At 70.1% G+C, this 16,149-nt stretch carries 15 protein-coding genes and 1 pseudogene; 8 read left to right on the top strand and 8 right to left on the bottom strand.

The genetic code is table 11. The features are described 5' to 3' along the window. Positions 1-21 precede the first annotated feature (21 nt). The 5 genes and pseudogenes from AB0F17_RS55935 (at position 22) to AB0F17_RS55915 (ending at position 4,592) form a co-directional block, all read left to right on the top strand. Complete coding sequence (locus tag AB0F17_RS55935; protein ID WP_358042185.1) at positions 22-816, top strand: ATP-binding cassette domain-containing protein; 795 nt, start codon at positions 22-24, stop codon at positions 814-816. A 27-nt stretch (positions 817-843) separates the two neighbouring features. Further along, the gene (locus tag AB0F17_RS55930) at positions 844-1,776 is read left to right on the top strand and encodes a TIM barrel protein (protein ID WP_358042182.1); all 933 of its coding nucleotides are present in this window, start codon (positions 844-846) and stop codon (positions 1,774-1,776) included. A gap of 40 nt (positions 1,777-1,816) precedes the next feature. Further along, entirely contained in the window at positions 1,817-2,821 is a 1,005-nt protein-coding gene (locus tag AB0F17_RS55925; RefSeq protein ID WP_358042179.1) for a Gfo/Idh/MocA family oxidoreductase, read from the top strand. A 13-nt stretch (positions 2,822-2,834) separates the two neighbouring features. Beyond that, positions 2,835-3,689 carry a sugar phosphate isomerase/epimerase gene (locus AB0F17_RS55920; protein WP_358042176.1) on the top strand — a complete coding sequence of 285 codons (855 nt, stop codon included), beginning with the start codon at positions 2,835-2,837 and terminating at the stop codon, positions 3,687-3,689. 28 nt (positions 3,690-3,717) lie between these two features. Continuing rightward, a pseudogene (locus tag AB0F17_RS55915) lies at positions 3,718-4,592 on the top strand (class I SAM-dependent methyltransferase). Here the strand turns inward: AB0F17_RS55915 and AB0F17_RS55910 are convergent. The 6 genes from AB0F17_RS55910 to AB0F17_RS55885 form a co-directional block, all read right to left on the bottom strand. Continuing rightward, a complete protein-coding gene (locus tag AB0F17_RS55910) occupies positions 4,559-5,245 on the bottom strand; it encodes a response regulator transcription factor (RefSeq protein ID WP_358042173.1) in 687 nt (228 codons plus the stop codon). The pseudogene AB0F17_RS55915 and the gene AB0F17_RS55910 overlap by 34 nt on opposite strands. Further along, a complete protein-coding gene (locus tag AB0F17_RS55905; RefSeq protein WP_358042170.1) occupies positions 5,242-6,423 on the bottom strand; it encodes a histidine kinase in 1,182 nt (393 codons plus the stop codon). The genes AB0F17_RS55910 and AB0F17_RS55905 overlap by 4 nt, the downstream gene beginning before the upstream one ends. A gap of 9 nt (positions 6,424-6,432) precedes the next feature. Continuing rightward, positions 6,433-7,284 (bottom strand): CPBP family intramembrane glutamic endopeptidase, encoded by an 852-nt coding sequence (locus AB0F17_RS55900; protein ID WP_358042167.1) that lies wholly within the window; start codon positions 7,282-7,284, stop codon positions 6,433-6,435. A 417-nt stretch (positions 7,285-7,701) separates the two neighbouring features. Further along, on the bottom strand, positions 7,702-8,541 hold the full coding sequence (locus AB0F17_RS55895) for a prephenate dehydratase (protein WP_358042164.1): 840 nt from the start codon (positions 8,539-8,541) through the stop codon (positions 7,702-7,704). A 213-nt stretch (positions 8,542-8,754) separates the two neighbouring features. Then, the gene (locus tag AB0F17_RS55890; RefSeq protein ID WP_358042160.1) at positions 8,755-9,870 is read right to left on the bottom strand and encodes an SWIM zinc finger family protein; all 1,116 of its coding nucleotides are present in this window, start codon (positions 9,868-9,870) and stop codon (positions 8,755-8,757) included. Further along, complete coding sequence (locus AB0F17_RS55885) at positions 9,867-12,629, bottom strand: DEAD/DEAH box helicase (RefSeq protein ID WP_358042281.1); 2,763 nt, start codon at positions 12,627-12,629, stop codon at positions 9,867-9,869. Before AB0F17_RS55885 ends, AB0F17_RS55890 begins: the two co-directional genes overlap by 4 nt. Before the next feature lie 110 nt (positions 12,630-12,739). Between AB0F17_RS55885 and AB0F17_RS55880 the strand changes: the two genes are divergently transcribed. From AB0F17_RS55880 to AB0F17_RS55870, 3 genes are read left to right on the top strand one after another with little or no spacing between them, the layout of a single operon-like run. Further along, on the top strand, positions 12,740-13,357 hold the full coding sequence (locus AB0F17_RS55880; protein WP_358042157.1) for a DedA family protein: 618 nt from the start codon (positions 12,740-12,742) through the stop codon (positions 13,355-13,357). Then, the gene (locus AB0F17_RS55875; RefSeq protein WP_358042154.1) at positions 13,341-14,429 is read left to right on the top strand and encodes a histidine kinase; all 1,089 of its coding nucleotides are present in this window, start codon (positions 13,341-13,343) and stop codon (positions 14,427-14,429) included. The genes AB0F17_RS55880 and AB0F17_RS55875 overlap by 17 nt, the downstream gene beginning before the upstream one ends. Beyond that, positions 14,420-15,064, top strand: a complete 645-nt coding sequence (locus AB0F17_RS55870) for a response regulator transcription factor (protein WP_214634157.1) — start codon at positions 14,420-14,422, stop codon at positions 15,062-15,064. The genes AB0F17_RS55875 and AB0F17_RS55870 overlap by 10 nt, the downstream gene beginning before the upstream one ends. 81 nt (positions 15,065-15,145) lie before the next feature. Here AB0F17_RS55870 and AB0F17_RS55865 read toward each other — a convergent pair whose 3' ends face one another. Continuing rightward, positions 15,146-15,325: a hypothetical protein gene (locus AB0F17_RS55865; RefSeq protein WP_358042151.1), complete on the bottom strand. Its 180-nt coding sequence runs from the start codon at positions 15,323-15,325 to the stop codon at positions 15,146-15,148. Between the two features lie 131 nt (positions 15,326-15,456). Beyond that, positions 15,457-16,146, bottom strand: a complete 690-nt coding sequence (locus tag AB0F17_RS55860) for a carbon-nitrogen hydrolase family protein (RefSeq protein ID WP_358042148.1) — start codon at positions 16,144-16,146, stop codon at positions 15,457-15,459. Positions 16,147-16,149: the final 3 nt, after the last annotated feature.

Genomic DNA, 16,149 nt, shown 5'->3' with positions numbered 1-16,149 from the left:
TCTGCCCAAAACGGGGCGGACATGTCCACCTCCGCCCCGGAGCCGACCGGCGAGGTTCTCCTCGAGCTGTCCGGCATCACCAAGCGATATGGGCCGAACGTCTGCCTCAACGGCGTCGGCTTCCAGATCCGCAAGGGAGAGGTGGTCGGGCTGCTGGGCGACAACGGCGCCGGCAAGTCCACGCTTGTCAAGATCATGTCTGGTGTCGTCAAGGCGGACGGGGGAGACTACGCCTGGCGGGGGAAGAAGCTGGCCACACCGACCCGTCAGGAGACCGAGAAGCTCGGCGTCGAGACGATCTTCCAGGACTCCGCGCTGGTCCCGTCGCTCACCATCACCCGCAACATCTTCATGGGCCGCGAGCTCACCAACACCCTTGGCCTGATGAGACTGCGCAAGATGGACCGCATCGCCGCGGACATCCTCGACAGCGTCGTGACCATCGAGGGCATCAAGAGTCCCCGCCAACTGGTCGGCTCGCTCTCCGGCGGGCAGCAGCAGGCGGTGGCGATCGCCCGGGCCGTGCACTTCAAGCGCAGCCTGCTCATTCTCGACGAGCCCACCAGCGCACTCGCCGTCCGTGCCACCGAAGCCCTGCTGGCCTACCTCACCCGGCTCAAGGGCGAGGGCGTCAGCTCGGTACTGGTCACGCACAACCTCCACCATGCCTACGAGGTGTGCGACCGGCACATCGTGATGAACCACGGACGCAAGATCCTCGACACCACTCGCGAGCAGACCTCTGTCAAGGAGCTCACCGCCGCGGTGGTCGAGGGGGAGCTCGGCCTGCAGCGCTACCGCCAATCGCTCACCTGATCACCGATTCGCTTCCCACCTCTGGAGATGATGTTGAGTACCGCCGCCGACACCGGCCCCCTGTCCCGGATCCGGCTGGGCACGGCCCCCGATTCCTGGGGCGTATGGTTCCCCGATGACCCGAACCAGGTTCCCTGGGACCGCTTTCTCGACCAAGTAGCGGCGGCCGGCTACCGCTGGATCGAACTCGGCCCGTACGGCTACCTGCCGACAGATCCCGAGCGGCTCCGCGACGAGCTCGGCCGACGCGGTCTGCGGCTGTCGGGAGGCGCGGTCTTCTCCGGTCTCCACCGCGGCCGGGAGGCGCTGGAGGACGCCATCCAGGAGTGCCGTGCGGAGGCAGCGCTGCTCACCGCGCTCGGCGCGAAGCACCTGATCTCGCTGCCCGAGGGCTACACCGACCTGGACGGGAAGATCACGCAGCCGGTGGACCTGACACCTGGCCAGTGGAAGGACCTCACCTCGGGAATGTCCGAGCTGGCTCGGGTGCTCCGCGAGGAAACCGGCGTGGAGCTGGTCTTCCACCCCCACGCCGACAGCCACGTCGACACCCAGGAACGCGTGTCGCGGTTCCTGGAGGACACCGACCCCGAATACGTCTCGCTCTGCCTCGACACCGGCCACATCTCCTACTGCGGCGGGGACAACATCGAGATCATCCGGGCGTTCCCCGAGCGGATCGGCTACGTGCACCTCAAGCAGGTGGACCCCGAGATCGTCCGGCAGGTCCGCGAAGAGGACCTGTGCTTCGCCGAGGCCGTCCGCCGGGGAGCCATGATCGAGCCTCCCACCGGCATTCCCGACATGGAGCCGCTGCTGGCCGAGCTCGGCCGGCTGGACGCCGACCTGTTCGCGATCGTCGAGCAGGACCTCTATCCGTGCCCGCCGGACACTCCGTTCCCCATCGCGACCCGCACCCGGAAGTACTTCAACGGCTGCGGCCTCGGGCCGCGTACCTGACCGGCATTTCTCCACAAAATCGAACACGCAAGGAGCCAATGTGGCAATCAAGGTCGGTGTCATCGGGACCGGCAACATCGGTACCGACCACGTGACACGTCTGGCATCCCAGGTCGTCGGGTCGAAGGTCGTCGCCGTCTTCGACGTCGACACCGCCCGCGCGGAGCGGGTCGCCGCAGGGGCGGGCGCCGTGACCCGCGCGACCGCGCTGGAGGTCATCGAGGACCCCGCGGTTGACGCGGTGGTCATCGCCTCGCCCGGCGATCTCCACGCCGAGCAGGTCCTGGCCTGCGTCGCGGCGGGCAAGCCCGTGCTGTGCGAGAAGCCGCTCGCCACCACGACGGCGGATTGCCGCAAGATCATCGAAGCCGAGGTCGCATCCGGCCGCCGGCTGATCCAGGTCGGCTTCATGCGCCGCTACGACCCCGGTTACCAGGTCGTCAAGGACACGATCGACGACGGCACCATCGGCGAGGCGCTCCTCGCCCACATGGTCCACCGCAACGCCGTCGTGCCCGATTCCTTCACCAGTTCGATGGCGATGACCGACTCGGTCATCCATGAGATCGACACCACCCGCTGGCTGTTCGGCCAGGAGATCGTGCGCACCACGGTCGTGGCCACCAAGCCGAGCCCGCTGGCCGCGGCCCACCTGCGCGACCCGCAGATCGTGCTCCTGGAGCTGGCCGGCGGCGGCGTGGTCACCGTCGAGGTGTTCGTCAACTGCCAGTACGGCTACGACGTGCGCTGTGAGGTCGTGGGGTCCGCGGGCGTCGTGGCATTGGAGAACCCGGGCGCCAACGCGGTGGTCAGCGACGGACGGCGCATCGAGACGATCCCGGCCGACTGGCGGGTCCGGTTCGGCGCGACCTACTTGGCGGAACTGCAGGAGTGGATCAGCGGACTGCTCACCGGTGCCGTCGCGGGGCCGAGCGCGTGGGACGGATACGCGGCCACCGCGGTCGCGGAAAGCGCTGTCGCCTCACTTGAGTCGGGCGCGCCCGTCCCGGTCGGTCTGGTCGAGCGGCCCGGCTTCTACACCTGAGAGGAAACCGATGATGAAGATCGCTCTTGACCCGTACATGATGCGCCGCACGCCGCTGCTGGAGCTGCCCGCGTTGGTCGCGGAGCTGGGCTACGAGTACATCGAGCTGTCGCCGCGCGAGGACTTCATGCCCTTCTTCCTGCACCCAAGGGCCGACGGCCACACCATCGCGGCGTTCAGATCCGCCCTCGCCACGGCGGATATCAAGCTCGCCTCGGTGCTACCGCTGTACCGCTGGTCCGGACCCGACGAGGAGGAGCGCCGGGCGGCCGTGCGCTACTGGAGGCGGGCCATCGAGATCACGGTCGAGCTCGGCTGCAACGTCATGAACTCGGAGTTCAACGGCCGTCCCGAGCAGGCGTCTCGGAGCGAGGCCATGTTCTGGAGGTCGATGGAGGAACTGCTTCCCGTCTTCGAGCGCGAGGGAGTGGAACTGCGCCTGGAGCCGCATCCCGGCGACTTCGTCGAGGACGGCAAGACCGCCGTCGACATGGTGCGGGGGATCAACTCCCCGCTCGTGTCGTTCCTCTACTGCGCGCCGCACACCTTCCACCAGGGCGGCAACATGACCGAGATCATGGAGTACGCCGGCGATCTGCTCACCCACCTGCACATCGCCGACTCCTTCGACCATCGCGCGTCATCCGGCCTGCGCTACATCGTCAACCCGCCGGGGTCGACCGCCCGGGTCCACCAGCACCTGAACATCGGCCAGGGTGAGGTCGACTGGGACGAATTCTTCGCCGCCCTGGGGCGCCTCGGCTTCGACGGCACGATGACCGCATGCGTCTTCGCCTGGGAGGACCGGGCGCGGGAGTCGAGCGTGTTCATGCTCCAGGAGATGGCCAAGCGGACGGCCTCCTGGTGAAGGAGCACCTGAAGGTCCTCGCCGTCCGATGTCGCACTTCTACGCCCTCGACGACGAGCCCGCGCGAAGAGAGACTGCCTCCGTGGCAAGGGACGAGCGGGTGCTTCGGCACTACGCGTTGAACGACGAGGCCGGTCGCCTCTGGGCCACCGCCCGTGGCGAACTCACCCGCCGACGTACCTGGGACATCTTCGCTCGGTTCCTTCCCGAGCGCGGGCAGGTCGCCGACATCGGAGGCGGTCCCGGGACGCACGCGTCACACCTCGCCGGGCTCGGCTACGAGGTGGTGCTGGTCGATCCGGTGCCACTGCACATCGACCAGGCCTCCGCCGCCGGCTTCTCATGTCGTCTCGGGGATGCTCGCGATCTTCCGCTGCCTGACGCGAGTTCGATGCGGTACTGCTGATGGGCCCGCTGTATCACCTTGCCGATGCCGCGGACCGGCAGCTGGCGCTGCGGGAGGCATTCCGGGTGCTGCGACCTGGAGGCCGGCTGCTGGCCGAGGTCATCAGCCGCTACGCATGGATCATCGACGCCACCGCTCAGGGCCGGCTGACTGATCACGGTATCTGGGACACGTTCGATCTGAATCTACGTACGGGGGCGAGCAACACCCCGGACCGGCCTGATGAGGTTTTCTGGGCGTATTTCCACCGGATTGAGGAAGTGGCACCGGAAGTGGAGCAGGCCGGCTTCCTTCACGAACGCCTCCTGGCCGTGGAGGGATTCGCGTCGTCGCTGGGCAACCTGAAGGAATTGCTCCAAGAGCCGGAAGATCTGTTGCGAGCCATCCGGCTGATCGAGTCTGAGCCGTCCATGGTGGGGGCCAGCGCTCACCTGATGGCGGTGGCGTCGAAGCCGGTCATGGTTCAGTCCGCGCCGGACACCAGTCCCACCCGGTAGGCGAGGACGACCGCCTGCACGCGGTCGCGCAGATCGAGTTTCGTCAGGATCCGTGACACGTAGGTCTTCACGGTTTCGGGCGTGATGAACAACGTCGCGGCGATCTCCGCGTTCGACAGACCGGCGGCGAGCTGTTCGAGGACCTCGAGTTCGCGGCGGGTCAGCGCTCGCACGATCTCGTCCCTGGCCGGGCGGGAGGTGTCGGCGGGGCGGAGCCGTTCGGCGAAGTGGCCGATGAGTGTGCGGGTGACGGCGGGTGCCAGCAAGGAGTCGCCGCGGGCGATGGTCCGGACGCCGTTGACCAGTTCCGCGGGTGGCGCGTCTTTGAGCAGGAAGCCGCTGGCTCCGGCTTTGAGGGCTTCGTAGACGTACTCGTCGACGTTGAAGGTGGTGACGACCAGTACTTTTGCCGGGGTCACGGTGTCGGGGCCGGCCAGTTGCCGGGTGGCCTCGATGCCGTCCAGGATGGGCATCCGGATGTCCATCACGACCACGTCCGGGCGCAGCCGTCGGGCGGCCTCGACTGCCGCGCGGCCGTCCGCGGCCTCCCCGATGACGTCCATGTCGGGTTGGGCGGAGAAGATGGTGATGTAGCCGGCGCGTACCAGTGCCTGGTCCTCGCAGATGAGCACCCGGATCGGCGGGTCCGTCATGGGTTGCTCCCGAACGGGATGAGGGCGCGGAGGCTGAACCCGCCGCCGGGCCGGGCCGCGGCCGCCAGCACGCCATCGAGCAGGCGTACCCGTTCCCGCAGCCCGTCCAGACCTCGTCCGCCCGACGGCACCGCGGATGCGGCGTCGGCGGGTCCGTCGGTGGTCACCTCGATTTCGAGATGATCGTCGTGGTGGTGGACCGTGACCGTCGTGGACCGTCCTGTCGCGTGTTTGATCGCGTTGGTGAGTGCCTCCTGCACCACCCGGTAGGCGGCCAGTTCCACATCGACGGCCTGCGGTCGCGGGTCACCGTGTTCGGTCAGCACGACGGGCTGGCCGGACAGCCGGGCCTGTTCGACCAGATCGCCGATCCTGCCCAGCGTCGGCGTGCGGTGCGCGACCGCCGAATCGCCGGTCGCCTCCAGCACTCCGAGCAGGTGCCGGAGTTCGGTCAGCGCCCGCCGGCCGGTGTCGCTGATGGCGGCCAGTCCGTCCCCGGCGCGCTCCGGCGCGCCGCTGATCAGGAACTGTGCCGCGTCGGCCTGGACCACCATGGCGGTCACGTGATGGGTGACCACGTCATGGAGTTCGCGGGCGATACGCGCGCGCTCGGCGGCCGTGGCCACGTCCGCGCTGAGCCGCCGGAGCTCGGCCTCTTCAGCCCGCCACCGGCGCATCCCGGCACCAGCCAACCAGCTCACCACCAACGCCAGATAGAACACGAGGAAGTCCTGGGCCCGATCGGGTGACCCCAGGCTGTGCAGCACGAGCACGAACACGACATAGCCCGCGGTCGACACCGCTACGAGGCCGCGGCGGAACCGGGCCTGATGGGCTCCGGCGGCGTACAAGGACAGATAGAGCCCGATGCTGGCGAACGTCGGCGGATAGGACAGAGCCTGATGAAAGGCGAAGGAGGTGCCGATGACCGCCAGACCGGCCGCGGGCCAGCGGCTGCGTAGCGCCAGCGGTACGGACTGAGCCAAGGTCAGCGTCACGGCCAGCGCGTCCGACGGGCGCCTGGGCAGGTCGCCGAACTGCGCTGAGATGGTGGACAGTGTCGGCTCGAACGCCAGGAGCGTGAGCACCACCGCGAGCACGGCGTCCTTCGCGGGCATCGGGTGGGCTCGCCACCAGCCTGGCCACGAGCGGACAGAACGGGTGGCGTTCGCGAACACCGCGCAAGCTTAACGGCCGCCACGGCGCGCCGGCATCAGGTCGCCGCGCCGGCGGGCGAGAGTGAACATCCGGACGGTGATCAGCACGCTCACGACGACGGGCACGATCGACGCCTCGAGCCCGAACTCGCCGCCGGTCAGCAGCGCCGGGCCCGTGACCTCCGTGGTCAGCAGCCCAGGTGCCACATGGCCGGAGACCGGGATGCCCAGCAGTCCCTCGGTGGCGTTCCAGGCGAAGTGGAATCCCGCGACGAACCAGATACTGCGCCGCCAGAGGTAGGCGGCACCGAGCAGGGCGCCCGCCTCGAGGGCGATCGCCAGCGAACTCCACACCGTGGCTCCCGGGTTGGCCAGGTGCATGCCACCGAACGCCAACGCGGTGATCGCCACGGCCGCCCGGCTGCCCCACAGTTGTTCCAGGGCCTGAAGCGCCAGACCACGGAACATCAGTTCCTCGGTGACCGCCGCGCCAACCGACACCGCGACCATCGCGAGCACGACCGACAGGACGTTCCCGGACGACCAGGAGAACGAATAACCGCCGAAGACCGCGATCAGGAGCACGGAGACGAGGACGAACCCCAGGCCGATCCCGGCGCCGGACAACGCCTCCCGCCCGGCCCGGCCTCTCGCGATCTCCGGCGTGGGCCGTCCCGCGACGAAGCGCATGACCGCCCAGTAGACGGCGACCGCGGCGCCCGCGCCCACCACGGCGAGCACCGGCGGTCCGCTCGAGGCCACGGCCGACACCGCGCCGACGCCGACCAGTCCGGCTAACAGCCAGGTAAGGGGAAACCGGGCGATCCGCCGCATCCGGCCGCCGCCTGGGTGCGCGTGGTGCGGGGTGGATGTCGTGCTCATGGTGGCCTCCGTTGATGGTGGTCGCGCGGTCGGCGACCCAGCGGAAACGTTAGGAGCGCGGCAGCTCCGGCGAATCACCAGCGAGTGGACGATTCCGGTAGCTCTCATGGGGGATGTGGGACCCCATCACCGTCTGCTGGGCCGATCCTCTCGCCGCGTGGTTGGAGCGCGAGCTCCTCCCGAGTCGGCGATCGGCAAGCTGATCGGGGCGGCGGACAAGTGGCGCGCCGAGCCCCGACCGCATCCTCGGGCGTACGAGGCCATGCCATGGATGACCGGGACGTTCGTCTACTCTCAGCCATTCTGGCAACACGATGCCGTTGGTCTCCGTGACCCTGACGACCAGGTTTCACAGCCCCGGCGTTGCTACCGGAAGCGGCTGACCCAACAGCGGCGCCCTGGCGCCCATCTCGAGACTCAGCCGGCGCGGAACGGGTCGGCCGGGTAGACCCCGAGGATCTTCACGTCGGTGGTGAAGAATGCCAGCTCCTCCAGCGCGTTCTTCAGGCCGGGATCCTCGGGGTGGCCGTCGACCTCGGCGAGGAACTGAGTGGCCGCGAAGTGGCCACCGACCATGTAGCTCTCCAGCTTGGTCATGTTGATGCCGTTGGTCGCGAACCCGCCGAGCGCCTTGTAGAGCGCGGCCGGCAGGTTACGGACGTTGAAGACGAACGAGGTGATCACCGGGCCCTTGCCGCGCGGTGCCTGCACGAAGTCGGGGCTGAGCACCACGAACCGGGTGGTGTTGTGCTCCTCGTCCTCGACGTCGCGGGCGAGGATGTGCAGGCCGTAGATCTCCGCCGCGAGCGGGGGCGCAATCGCCGCCTGGGTCAGGTCGCCCGCCTCGGCCACCTCGCGCGCGGCGCCGGCGGTGTCACCTGCGATCATCGGCACCAGGCCGTGCTCGCGGATGATCCGGCGGCACTGGCCGAGGGCATGCACGTGGCTGTGCACGGTCTTGATCGTGGCCAGGGTCGCGCCCGGCGGCGCCATCAGGTTGAACTGGATGCGCAGGAAGTGCTCGCCGATGATGTGCAGGCCCGAGGTCGGCAGGAAGTGGTGGATGTCGGCGACCCGGCCGGCGATCGAGTTGTCGATCGGGATCATCGCCAGCTCGGCCTCGCCGTTCTCCACCACCGCGAACACGTCCTCGAAGGACGCGCACGGCACCGCATGCCAGTCGGGGTAGTGGTGCTTGCACACCGAGTGGGAGTTCGAGCCGGGCTCGCCCTGGTAGGCGATACGTCGTGCGGTCACCCCAGCATTTTCCCATGCGGCCGGGCCGGGGAGCCCGGCTGTCCTGGAACGCGGGAGTCGTGGATGCCGGTCAACTTCCTCGCCGAGGAGCAGCGCGGCTGTTCGTCGCGTCCGTCTTGGCTAGGCGGAAGCGACCGCCGCATCGTCTTCGTGCCCTGACAGGGACGGGCAGGCGGGCCCGCACCGGCCGCCTCGGCCGGCGCGGGACGATCCCTAGCCCACCAGCGCCGACGGGTCGCGTTCCGGTGGGCCGGCGGGCCACCAGTGGCCGTCGCGATCGGCGAACGGGTACCAGCGGCCGTCGCGGCCGTAACGCAGTTGCCGGGCGCCCATGGTCCAGCGGTTGCGCCATGCCTCAACCTCCGGTGGGTGCTCGCCCTCCCAGCCGGCCCGGAGCAGCGTCCGGGCCCTGGCCAGGTCCTGCTTGGGCGGGGTCCAGGCCGATTCGAGCGCCTCCAGTCCGTCGGCGCCGCCGTACCGCCAGGCCTGGACGGCCGCTTCCAGGCCGAGGTCGAGGTCGTGGGCGGCGGCCAGCCGTACCCGGTCCTGATATTCGGTCAGTACGGCCAGCCGCCCGGTGAGCAGCAGCTCGCGGGCCCGGTCGGCGGCTGAGGCGGCGAGCACCTCCAAGGCGGCCACGTCGACGCCGGGTGCGGGCTCCAGCCCGAGCGGCGCGAACGCGACGTCGAACGGCGGCGCCCCCGGCAACGGCGGCACGCCCAGCCCGAACGCCACCGCGGCGGGCATGCCGGCGTCGGCGGCGACATCGGGCGCGGGGATGTCACGGCCCTGCAGCGCCTCGATCAGCTCCCGCTCGCCCCGCCCGCGCATGAGCAGCAGGACGAACGGGTCGGCGTCGAGCAGCCACGACGCCTGGTAGCACAGGGCGGCGGCGTGCTTGCACGGGTGGCCCCAGTCGGGGCAGGAGCACTCCGGTTCGAGATCGCCGACCGTCGGCAGCAGCGGAACTCCGGCGTCCTCGGCGTCCTCGACCAGGTCGTGGGGCATGTCGCCGTCGAGCAGCGCCGCGATGTGCCCCGCCTTGGCGGCCACCTGGTCGAGGAAGCGCTGCCAATCGGGGGCGGCGAGCTGCTCGACGTGGACGACGGTGTCGTACTCGCTCTCGGTGACGGCGGCGATGCGGCCCGGACTGACCGTGATGGGGCCGACCTGGCCGGTCTTGGCGTACGTGCGGCCCTTGCGCAGGAGGGTCTGGTCGAGGGAGGTGTCCTCGATGGCCTGGATCCAGGCGCGGCCCCACCAGGAGGTGGCGAAGCGGGCGCCGGCCCGTTGCGAGGGGAATGCCGGGAATCCTCGGACAGCGTTCATCTGAGCTCCACGAGTGTGGCGAGTTCCGCGTCGGTCAGTTCGGTGAAGGCGGCCTCGCCCGAGGCCAGGACGGAGTCGGCCAGCGAGCGCTTGGCTGCCAGCATCTGGGCGATGCGGTCCTCGATCGTGCCCTCCGCGATCAGCCGGTGCACCTGGACGGGCTTGTCCTGGCCGATGCGGTAGGCGCGGTCGGTGGCCTGGTCTTCGACGGCCGGGTTCCACCAGCGGTCGTAGTGGATGACGTGGTCGGCTCGGGTGAGGTTCAGTCCGGTGCCGGCCGCCTTGAGCGACAGCAGGAACACCGGTGCCGCCCCCTCCTGGAAGCGCCGCACCATCTCCTCCCGTTTCGGCACCGGGGTGCCGCCGTGCAGGAACTGGGTGGCGATCCCTCGATCCGTCAGGTGCCGGTCGAGCAGCCGGGCCATGGCCACGTACTGGGTGAAGACCAGCACCGCGCCGTCCTCGGCGACGATGGTGTCGACGAGTTCGTCGAGGAGTTCGAGCTTGCCGGACCGGCCGGTCAGCCTGGGCGCGGCCTCGTGCAGGTAATGGGCCGGGTGGTTGCAGATCTGCTTGAGCCCGGTCAGCAACTTGACGATCAGGCCGCGCCTGGCCATGCCCTGGGCGCTCTCGATCTGGTGCATGATCTCGCGGACCACCGCCTCGTAGAGCCCGGCCTGTTCGGTGGTGAGTGCCACCGGGCGGTCGGTCTCGGTCTTGGGCGGTAGTTCGGGCGCGATGCCGGGGTCGGACTTGCGGCGGCGCAGCAGGAACGGCCCCACGAGCCTGGCCAGCCGTTCGGCCACCACAGGGTCGCCTGACTCGACCGGTTTGGCCCAGCGCGAGCGGAACCTGCCCAGCGAGCCGAGCAGCCCCGGCGTCGTCCAGTCGAGGATGGCCCACAGCTCGGACAGGTTGTTCTCCACGGGGGTGCCGGTCAGCGCGACGCGGGCGGCCGCCGGGATCTCGCGCAGGGCCTTGGCCGTACCCGAGGAGGGGTTCTTGACGTGCTGGGCCTCGTCGGCCACCAGCAGGTCCCACGGGTGCGCGGCGAGCCTCGCGGCATCCATCCGCATCGTGCCGTATGTCGTCAGTACGAAGCCCTCATCAGCCAATGTCCTGCTATTTCCATGAAATCGGCGGACAGGGACGCCCGGAGCGAACCTGGAGATCTCCCGCTCCCAGTTCCCCAGCAGCGAGGCGGGGCAGACGACCAGCGTGGGCCCGCCGCCCCGGTGCAGGTGCAGGGCGATCAGCGTGATCGTCTTGCCCAGGCCCATGTCGTCGGCCAGGCAGGCGCCGAGCCCGAGGGACGTCATCCTGGCCAGCCAGCGCAGGCCCTGCAGCTGGTAGTCGCGCAGCCGCGCGTCCAGACCTTCCGGCGCGGCGATCTCCTCGGGCTCGGACAGCCGGTCGCGCAGCTCGCGCAGCCAGGCGCTCGGCTCGACCGGCACCTGCTCGCCGTCGACCTCCACGGTGCCGGTCAGCGCGGCGCCGAGGGCGTCGAGGCCGCTCAGCGGCTTGAGGTCGCGCTGGCGGGCCTTGCGGGCCAGGTCCGGCTCGATGAGCACCCACTGGTCGCGCAGCCGTACGACGGGCCGGTGCGCCTCGGCGAGCCGGTCCATCTCGGCCGCGGTCAGCCGCTCGCCGCCCAGGGCGAGCTGCCAGTCGAAGCTGGTCAGGTGATGGCCGCCGAGGAAGGACGGCAGGTCGGACGGGGCGCTGTCGCGCTCGCCGACGACGGCGCGGGCGCTCAGGCCGCGTACCAGCTCCCTTGGCCAGTGGACCTCGACACCGGCCGCGCCCAGGCGTTCGGCGGCGCCGGCCAGCAGGTCCTCCACGTCACCGCCGGACAGGGTCAGCTCGTCAGGGACTGCGTTGTCGAGCAGGCGTTCCAGCCTGGCCCAGGCGCGGGCGGCCCGTCTGATGGCCAGCGTGGCGTCGATCCTGGCACGGGGGCCGAACCCCGGGTCCCTGCCCTCCCACAGGTCGGCGGCGTCCACCACCAGGGACGGGTCGGCCAGGCTGTGCAACTGGACCACCGCCCGGAACTCCGCCTGCTCCAGGCTGTCGGCCTCCAGGCGCAGCGACAGGCGTACGCCGGAGTCCAGCCCCGCGGACACCTCGTCCGCCCAGGCACGCAGCCGGGGCACTTTGACCGGTTTGACGGCTGCGAACGCCGAGGTGCCGGTGGCGCGGACGGCGCCGGGGGAGCGCGGCATCGCGTCGGCCACCGCGTCCAGGAACGCCCGGACCAGCGACTCCGCATCCCTCAACCGCACCCCTCCCGCGCCATCGCGGGTGGGCAGTTTGTCGCCTTCGGGCCGCCCACCGTCGCCTGGGGCCCCGCCTTCGAGGGGTACGGACCGCGCCGCGGCGGGCATGGCGTCGGCCAGCTCCCGGATGCGCTGTACGTCGGCCGTGTCGAACGGCCCCGCCCGCCAGGAGTCGAAGTCGCCCGCCGAAACCCCCGGCAGGATCCGCCCCCTGGCGACCAGTTGCAGCGCGACCAGCGCCACCGCGCCCCAGAACCGCGCCGCCGGATGGGCACCCGCGTCACTCCTGGCCCTGGCCAGCGCGGCCACGGCGTCGGCGACCGGGACGCGGGTGGCCCCGGCCTCCAGAACACGCAGCTCACCGCCATGCTCCTCCACCACGGTCACCGTGGCGTCCCCGTCCGGGGCGAGGAAGGCCATCCGCCCCTCTCTGGGCGGGTCGCCGGGCTCGAAGACGACCGCCTGCAGTACCAGATCCGTCATTGGGCTCACGGCCGTACAGTGTACGGTACGAAACACCTGTGGTTTACCACAGGCGAGATCTGCCGCCCACCTCATTACCGCCATATTGGATCTTGATTAGCCTCTACACCATGACTGATTGGCTCATCGCACTGATGGAGACTCTGGGCGCCCCCGGGGCGGGCCTGGCGATCGCACTGGAAAACCTGTTCCCGCCGCTGCCGAGCGAGGTGATCCTGCCGCTGTCGGGGTTCACCGCGAGCAGGGGTGAGATGGACCTGCTCGACGTGCTGCTGTGGACCACGGCGGGGTCGGTGTTCGGGGCGCTGGCGCTCTACTGGGTGGGCGCGCTGCTCGGCCGCCACCGCACGCTGGCGATCGCCGCCAAGCTGCCGCTGGTGAAGGTCTCCGACATCGAGAAGACCGAGGCGTGGTTCCTCAAGCACGGTAAGAAGACGGTGTTCTTCGGGCGGATGATCCCCATCTTCCGCAGCCTGATCTCCATCCCGGCGGGGGTGGAGCGGATGCCGCTGCTCACGTTCACCCTGCTGACGACCGCCGGCAGCCTCATCTGGAACACCATCTTCGTGCTCGCCGGCTACTACCTGGGCGAGAACTGGTCGCTGGTGGAGGCCTACGTGGGAGTCGGCACGAACGTGGTGATCGGCGTGGTCGTGCTGGCGGTGCTCGTCTTCATCGGGGTACGAGTGGCGGAGCGGCGCAAGGCCAGGCATGCGTCCCGTCGCTGAGGGCCTGCGGCTGCTGGTGGCGGTGTCGCTGGGCGCGGCCACCGCCCTGGCCGACCTGGCGTTCCTGCTGGTGGCGCTGCCTTTCCTGGGCTATCCCAACACGCGGGCGATGGCCAGGCGGCTGGTCCTGCTGGAGACGCGCCGACTGTCCCTGGACCCGGCGGAGTTCGACGTGGGCGGGCGGGCCACGCGTTATCTCGCGCTGCGCGTTCCGGTCGGGGTGCTGGGCGGGCTGGTGGTGGGGCTGCTGCTGATCGGGGTGGTGACGGGTGTCCGCGCCATCTGGGCCTGGGGGACCGGAGGCACCTTCGACGACATCACACCCACCTGGCCGATCCTCATCTATTTCGCCATGATCGGGCTGCTGTTGCTCTTCCTGAACCTCTCAGGTGTGGTGGGCGTGCACGCGCTCGAGCAGCGGCTGGCCCGACGCGTGCTCGGCCCCGATCCGACCGAGAGACTCGAGCGCAGGATCGTCGAGCTGGCCGAGAGCCGGGCCGGGATCGTGGCGGCGGTCGACTCCGAGCGCCGCCGGATCGAACGCGACCTGCACGACGGCCTCCAGCAGCGTCTGGTCGCCCTGTCGATGCTGGTCGGCCGGTCCCGGCGCGGTCGTCCCGAGCTGCTGGACCAGGCGCACGAGGAGGCGCAGCAGGCGCTGGCCGAGCTGCGCGAGGTGGCCTGGCGGGTCTACCCGAGCGGCCTCGACTCCCTCGGCCTCGGCGAGGCGCTGGCGGGGGTGGCCGAGCGATCGAGCGTGCCGGTCAAGGTGTCCTGCGACCTGGCCACGCGCCCGCCGATGGGGGTGGAGACGGCCGCCTACTTCGTCGCCTGCGAGGCGGTGACCAACGCCGCCAAGCACGCGGGAGCCACACTCATCACCGTTGACGTGCACCGGGAGGGCACAATGATCGTCGTGCGGGTCATCGATGACGGCCGGGGCGGCGCGACCGCCTCGGGCAGCGGCCTGTCGGGGCTGGCGCGCCGGGTGGCGGCACTCGACGGCGGGTTCCAACTGGTCAGCCCGGCGGGCGGCCCGACCACGATCGTGGCGGAGCTGCCGTGCGGGTGATCCTTGCCGAAGACTCGACGCTGCTGCGCGAGGGCCTGCTACGACTGCTCGTGGAGGAGGGCCACGAGGTGCCCGCCGCCGTGGGCGACGGTCCCGCCCTGGTCGAGGCGGTGGCCGCCCACGGGCCCGACATCGTGGTGGTCGACGTACGGATGCCGCCGACCCACACCGACGAGGGCCTGCGCGCCGCGCTGGAGATCAGGCGACGCTGGCCCACCGTCAAGGTGCTGGTCCTGTCGCAGTACGTGGAGAAGAAGTACGCGACGGAGCTGATGAGCGGCGATGTGGAAGGTGTCGGATATCTACTGAAAGACCGGGTGGCGCAGGTAGCCGACTTCCTCGACGCGCTCGACCGGGTGGGCGCCGGGGGAGCGGCGTTCGATCCGGAGGTCGTACGCCAGTTGCTGGCCCGCACCACCCAGATCGACCCGCTGGCCCGGCTCACCCCGCGCGAGCGCGACGTCCTCGAACGCATGGCCCAGGGACTGACGAACGCCTCGATCGCCCAGGCCATGCACGTGTCGCAGAGCGCCGTGGAAAAGCACGTCAACTCACTGTTCGACAAGCTCCATCTCTCACACCAGACCGGCTACAGCCGCCGCGTGCTGGCCGTACTCCGCTTCCTGGAGTCGTGACCGGTGTGTTCCGGCGTCGAGGTCAGGTCTCCGGGCGATGACCGCACCGCCGCAGGGCACGATGGTCCATGGCGGGGCCTGTCATGGGAGCTGACGGTTGCTGAGCCGGCAGCCGCGTGGCCGCTCGGGGCGTTCGCTGGTCCAGCCGGCCTCAGGCGCCCATGCCTGATAGTGCATGAACGTCCCCTTGGCGAGCCCCTCCGTGCTCTCGGCCGCGATCGCGGCGTCAGCCGCCAGCCCGAAGTGCCGCGCTGCTTTCACGGACCTCTCACCCAGGTCCGCCAGAGACCGCGATGCCTTCACGGGCCTCTCGCCCAGGTCCGCCGGAGACGGCGTGACCGGCAGCTCTTACGCGGCGCGGCCGACTCTCACCCAGCGGGTTCGCAGGTCGGCTAGCCGATGGTCAGCCGGACGACCTCCCCCGGCTCCGGTCCTGCCTGAGCGACCAGCTCGCCGCCCGGACTCCAGAACCCCGAGCGCCCGGCCGTGTGCTCGAAGCCACCGCCGGTCGGTCCCGCGAAGCTCGCCACCGCCACCCAGACATGGTGATCGGTGGCGATTCGCCGCGCTCTCTCTTCCTGGACCGCCACTTCCGCCGCCTGATGGACCACCCCGGCCGCATAGACGTCGATCCCCAGCGCGGCGGTGTCTTCGGCATGCTGCGCGATTCCCATGTCCCGGCAGATCGCCAGCCCCAACCGCAGGCCGTCCACCTCGATCACCTCGGGCCGCTGCCCGCAGGCGAACCGCTCCTCGCTGGAATGCACGTGAACCTTGCGATAAGCCACCTTGGCCCCACCGCCGTCCACCGCCAGCGTGGCGATGTACTCAAGCCCCGCTTCCTTGACCGGCGCCCCCACCAGGGCCACCGCCCCCGCCTCCGCGCAGGCCTCCACGATCGGCTCCAGCCTCGAATCTTCCATGGTGATCGCCGGAGCGTCCACGTGATACCCGGTAAGGGACAGTTCCGGAAAAATCACCACCCTGGCCTCCGCTCTTCGCACCATCTCCGCCTGCCGGACCGCGTTCTTTGCCACGTCGTACGACACGCAGTCCGGCTGAGCCACCGCCAGCACGAGCACAAG

It is taken from the genome of Nonomuraea sp. NPDC026600 (assembly GCF_040638335.1).
Lineage (GTDB): Bacteria > Actinomycetota > Actinomycetes > Streptosporangiales > Streptosporangiaceae > Nonomuraea.
The sequence above is the reverse complement of the archived record's forward strand: the minus strand, read 5'-3'. Positions and strand labels throughout refer to the sequence as shown.